This window comes from Acerihabitans sp. (genome assembly GCF_036398755.1).
In the GTDB taxonomy this organism is placed as follows: Bacteria; Pseudomonadota; Gammaproteobacteria; order Enterobacterales; family Enterobacteriaceae; genus Acerihabitans.
In genome coordinates, this window is sequence record NZ_DASWOM010000137.1 from 1 (window position 1) to 3,900 (window position 3,900).

Here is a 3,900-nt window from a genome sequence, read left to right on the forward strand (position 1 = left end):
GTTATCCCCCTCCATCGGGCAGATCCCCAGACATTACTCACCCGTCCGCCGCTCGCCGGCTAAGTAGCAAGCTACTTGCCGCTGCCGCTCGAGTTGCCTGTGTTAGGCGTGCCGCCTGCGTTCAATCTGATCCATGATCAAACTCTTCAATTAAAAGCTTGATGCTCAAAGACTGCATCTGGTTAATCTTTTGAATTAACTGTTTGTCACTCTTCAAGACTTGTATTGTTGTGTTTCGATACGGTCTTGCGAGTGCCCACACAGATTGTCTGATAAATTGTTAAAGAGCATGCGTCAGGGAGCACTATTCTCACCTGGCGCGGGTTGCGTATATTACGCTTTCCCGTTGAAGAGTCAAGCTTTTATTTGCCCCAGCGGGGCGCTTTTCCCTTCCCGACCCGGTGTGGCGTAAGCCGTTGTTCCCGGTCAGTGGAGGCGCATTATAGGGAATTCCCACAGCGTGGCAAGCGCTAATTGCTTATTTTCAGTTGATTGGTTTAATTTTCAACAAACTGATGCGTTTCTCGGGACTTGAACCCGGATTTGCCGGTTAAACCGGCAAAATCGCGGGCAAAATCGTCCACCTGTTGCCAGTCGGTATACTCGATTTCTTTCGAGCTATCGGTTTCGCCACCGGTCATGCGCATGATCAGCTGGATCATGACACGATCGAACCAGCGATAGCGCGGATAGCGCAGCGCACCGGCGAAAACGGCGCAGCTATCCGGTCGCCAGGGCGTGGCGGCGAGAAATTTGCGCGTATAGGCGTTCGTCTGCGGCGTGCGTTTATCCGCTTTACGCGCCGTCAGGTTGACGGCGAAAAACGCGCTGGGCAACCGGTTAAGCCAGTCGAGATGCTGTTTTATAAAATCATGCAGCTCGGCGGCAAAGCGCCCATAGCGAATAGCGGCCCCGATCAGCACCCGATCATAGCGTTCCAGCTCGCATTGCCCGACCTGGCCCAGGTCGATCACATCGCAGGCTTGGTTGTCCGCGGCCAGGCATTCGGCTATATAACGGGCGATTTTCAACGTCTGCCCATCCCGGGTGGAATATAGAATCAGAGAGTGCATAACAATCCTCGGTTATTCGCGCCAGAAGGTCGGGGTAAACAATACCAGCAGGGTAAAGACTTCCAGGCGACCGAACAGCATGGTCAGGATCAGGATCCACTTCGCCACCGCGTTCATGGAGGAAAAATTCTCCGCCACCACCCCAAGACCGGGACCGAGGTTATTCAGCGTCGCGGTCACCGCGGCAAAGGCGGAAAAATTATCCACGCCGGTGGCGATAATCGCCAGCATGCTGACGATAAAGACTAATACATAAGCGGAAAAGAACCCCCATACCGCTTCCAGAATACGCTCCGGCAGCGCCCGGTTGCCGAGCTTGATAGTATAGACGGCGTTGGGGTGCACCAATCGTTTCAGTTCCCGCGAGCCCTGGAGATATAGCAACAGAATGCGGATAACCTTCAAACCGCCGCCTGTCGAGCCGGCGCAGCCGCCGATAAATGCCGCGCAGAGCAACAGAATGGGCAGAAACAGCGGCCAACGGGCAATGCTGTCGGTGGTAAAGCCGGCGGTGGTCGCCATGGAAACCACCTGGAAGAAGGCTTGATTGAGGGTTTGCAATCCGCTTTGGTAAACATTGTAGCGCCAGAGGATCAGGGTACACACCATCACCAGGATAAACTGCACGCTGATAAACATTCTGAATTCCGGATCGCGCCAGTAAACCCGCAGGTTATGCCCGCTCAGCACGGCGAAATGCAGCCCGTAGTTGCAGCCGGAAATCAGCAGGAACACCGCCACGATGGTATTAATCATCGGGCTGTTGTAATAACCGATACTGGCGTCATGGGTAGAAAATCCCCCCAGCGCGATGGTGGAAAAGCTATGGCTGATGGCATCGAAAACCGACATGCCCGCGCCCCAAAGCGCCAGCGCGCAGGCGATGGTCAGGGAGATATAGATAAGCCATAACGTTTTGGCGGTTTCGGCAATCCGCGGGCGCATTTTATTATCTTTCAACGGGCCGGGCATTTCGGCGCGATAGAGCTGCATGCCGCCGACGCCGAGAATGGGCAGGATCGCCACCGCCAGTACGATGATCCCCATGCCGCCGAACCATTGCAGCATCTGGCGATAGAACAGGATGGCCTTGGGCAGGCTGTCAAGCCCCACCAGGGAGGTGGCGCCGGTGGTGGTCAGGGCGGAAAACGACTCAAAGAATGCGTCGGTCACCGTCAGGTCGGGGTGGTCGGCAAACAGGAACGGCAAGGCCCCCACGCTGCCCAATACGGTCCAGAACAGGACCACTATCAGGAAACCTTCCCGGGATTTCAGCTCGTGTTTCTGCTGACGATTCGGCAGCCATAAAACCAGTCCAATCAGCAGGGCGAATAAAAAGGTTTGCGTAAAAGCGCTGCCGGCGCCGTCACGGTAAATCAACGCCACCAGTCCGGGAACAATCATCGTTCCCGAGAACAGCATGACCAACAGGCCGACGATACGGGTTATGGCGCGAAACTGCATTTCAGCACGATCCTTAATTTTTTATTTAACTGTAGCCGGGATTAAAGCCGTTGCGGGACAAGCATTAATGGCAATGCGCCCCGGCTGAGATCGCGCCGCTGGTGTTGACCGCCATGGACGCCGTCGCCGGCGCCCTGGGAACACAACAGGCGGGCATTATGCCAAATTCAGATTACGTGTCATGTTTTCGATCTGCTTATCCATGATAACGATATTATCCTCGATACGGATACCGCCATAGGGTTTAAACAGCTCGATGCGCCGCCAGTTGAAATGCCGGCTGAATCTGCCCTCGCGCCACGGAGCAAGCAGCGATTCAATAAAATAGAAACCCGGCTCGATGGTCATCACCATGCCCGGCTCCATCACGCGGGTACAGCGCAGGTAGGGGTAAAGGGCCGGCGGCGCCAGACGGGTGCCGCGTTCGTCCTGCAAAAAACCGCCCGCGTCATGCACCTGCAGCCCGAGCGGATGCCCCAATCCATGGGGGAGGAACGGGCCGGTGATGCCTTCGCTCACCATGGTCTCTTCATCAAGGCCGGTGACGAGATCAAATTTGGCCAGCAGCCGGGCGATACGCCGGTGCATCTGAATATGGTACTCAATATAATTGGCCCCGGCCGTCACGGTGCCGATAAGCTCTTGCTGTTCGGCGTTCATGGCGGCAACCAGTTGCGCATATTCGCTGTCTTTTTGCGCCGCGTAAGTGCGGGTAATATCGGCCGCGTAGCCATTATATTCGGTGCCGGCGTCAATTAAAAAGCTGCGCGTCTGGTCGGGCAACCGTTGATCGAGTTTGGTGTAATGCAATACCGCCGCATGTTCATTCAAAGCGATAATATTGCCGTAGGGCACGTCAATATCGCGATGGCCGGTGGCCGCCAGATAGGCAATATTGATATCGAACTCGCTCATGCCGGCCTGGAACGCCTCATGCGCCGCCCTATGCCCCATGACCGCGGTCTTTTGCGCCTCGCGCATACAGGCCAGCTCGTAATCGGTCTTATACGCGCGGTGGAAATGAAGATAGTCCAGCACCGGCTGGGGGTTCAGCTGGTTGGCTTTCAGCCCCAGGGTAGACGCCCTGTGCGGCGACGATCCGATATAGGCCGTGTTGTCGCGGCGGGCGGGCAGCAATGAGCCGATGTCGTCGGGATTGGCGAACGGGATGATATCGACGTAGGGCGTCCAAAAACTCTCGGGCAACGGCTCGACGATGTACCAGTAATCAACCGGCTTGTAGAACCAGAGTTTAGGCTTGTTGACCCCGTCGACCCACAGCCAGCAATGCGGCACGCTGATGACCGGCAGCCAGGCCTTGAACTGAGGATTGACCTTGAAAGGGTAATCGTGATCGTCCAGG

General features: G+C 56.0%; 3 protein-coding genes and 1 rRNA gene. All 4 read right to left on the bottom strand.

Annotation, left to right across the window (positions count from 1 at the left end; translation table 11 throughout):
- Positions 1–153 (bottom strand): 16S ribosomal RNA (locus VGC33_RS22245); the annotation flags it as partial.
- A 344-nt stretch (positions 154–497) separates the two neighbouring features.
- Positions 498–1,073, bottom strand: a complete 576-nt coding sequence (gene hemG / locus VGC33_RS22250) for a menaquinone-dependent protoporphyrinogen IX dehydrogenase (RefSeq protein ID WP_331122949.1) — start codon at positions 1,071–1,073, stop codon at positions 498–500.
- Positions 1,074–1,085: 12 nt separating this feature from the next.
- Positions 1,086–2,537 (bottom strand): Trk system potassium transporter TrkH, encoded by a 1,452-nt coding sequence (gene trkH, locus VGC33_RS22255; RefSeq protein WP_331122950.1) that lies wholly within the window; start codon positions 2,535–2,537, stop codon positions 1,086–1,088.
- A gap of 156 nt (positions 2,538–2,693) precedes the next feature.
- Positions 2,694–3,900, bottom strand: a 1,207-nt coding sequence (pepQ, locus tag VGC33_RS22260) for a Xaa-Pro dipeptidase (RefSeq protein WP_331122951.1), incomplete at its 5' end; no start/stop codon positions are given.

What these genes read in the sequence shown, in the direction of transcription:
- hemG (WP_331122949.1), bottom strand. Translation starts at nt 1,073, where the DNA reads ATGCACTCTCTGATTCTATATTCCACCCGGGATGGGCAGACGTTGAAA.
- trkH (WP_331122950.1), bottom strand. Translation starts at nt 2,537, where the DNA reads ATGCAGTTTCGCGCCATAACCCGTATCGTCGGCCTGTTGGTCATGCTG.